General features: G+C 63.2%; 2 pseudogenes. One reads left to right on the top strand and one right to left on the bottom strand.

Annotated elements, in window-relative coordinates:
• Positions 1-175: pseudogene (locus HPC46_RS35440) on the top strand (HNH endonuclease signature motif containing protein); the annotation flags it as partial.
• On the opposite strand, the pseudogene HPC46_RS34465 reads toward HPC46_RS35440, so the two are convergent.
• A pseudogene (locus HPC46_RS34465) lies at positions 156-1,040 on the bottom strand (IS110 family RNA-guided transposase); the annotation flags it as partial. The pseudogenes HPC46_RS35440 and HPC46_RS34465 sit on opposite strands and share 20 nt — an antisense overlap.
• Positions 1,041-1,174: the final 134 nt, after the last annotated feature.

Here is a 1,174-nt window from a genome sequence, read left to right as displayed (position 1 = left end):
CCACCACGCCGCCAAGGATTGGAAGAACGGCGGCCGCACCGACATCGGTGACCTCACCCTGGCCTGCCCGCCCGACAACGAACTCGTCGAAACCGGCGGCTGGGCCACCCGCCAACTCGCAGGCGGCGACACCGAATGGACTCTCAATGGAGAAGTCAAGCAGCTGTGTGGTTGATTTTGGGTGCGTCGGGTTGCCAGGTGCGGTTGTCGCGGAGCAGGGCGTAGAGGACGTTGGTGCGTCTGCGGGCCAGGCGGATGATCGCCTGGGTCGGACGCTTGCCTTGGTCTCGTTTGCGCTGATAGTAGGCCTTAGATTCGGGGTCGTAGCGGATCGCGGTCAGCGCTGACATGTACATGACCCGGCGCAGCCGGCGACTGTAGCGCTGCGGACTGTGCAGGCGACCGGTGCGTTTTCCGGAGTCTCGAGGCACGGGTGCCAGGCCGGCCCAGGCAGCAAGTTGATCAGCCGATCCGATCAGCTCGGGGTCGCCCACCGCGGCCAGAAATTCAGCCCCGAGACGAAAACCCATGCCGGGCATGCTGAGGATCACCTTGGCGAGGCGATGGCGGTGAAATCGGCCCTCGATGTCAGCGTCAGTGTTTTTGATGCGGGCATCGAGGGAGATCACCTCCTGAGCCAACTGGGCGACCAATCCGGCGGCGACCTCCTCGCCGGGCAGGCGCACCGTCTGCGATTTAGCCGCGGTAACCGCAGCTGCGGCGATGGTGCCGGCATTGCGTACACCAGCATCTGCCAGCATCCGGGTTAGACGCGAAACACCGCTCTGCCTAATGGCTTTCGGCCGCTGAAAACGCGCCAACAGGACCACCCACCCACGATCAACAGTCAGTTGAGCAGCTCGCTCCAACGCCGGACACACCGCGATAAGCTGCTGACGCAACCGGTTGATCGTACGAGTGCGATCAGCGACCAGATCTGTCCGATGGGCGGTCAGCATCTGCAGCTCGGCGATAACGCTGTCGTCGGGCGCCAACACGGGCAGATCATCTCCGCGCAACCGGGACTGATCCGCGATCAGAGGTTGTCCCGGTCTTCGTGGAATTTGAGGTGGCGGTCCCTCACCTGATGCCCGCCAGATGGTAGGTCTTCGGGTGAACGACCAAGTACACCTCGAAGAAGGAGTAAGGGACCGCCATGAAGACCGTACCTACT

The organism is Mycolicibacterium vinylchloridicum (genome assembly GCF_013404075.1).
GTDB classification, from domain to species: domain Bacteria; phylum Actinomycetota; class Actinomycetes; order Mycobacteriales; family Mycobacteriaceae; genus Mycobacterium; species Mycobacterium vinylchloridicum.
This window is presented reverse-complemented; position numbering and strand designations above follow the sequence as displayed.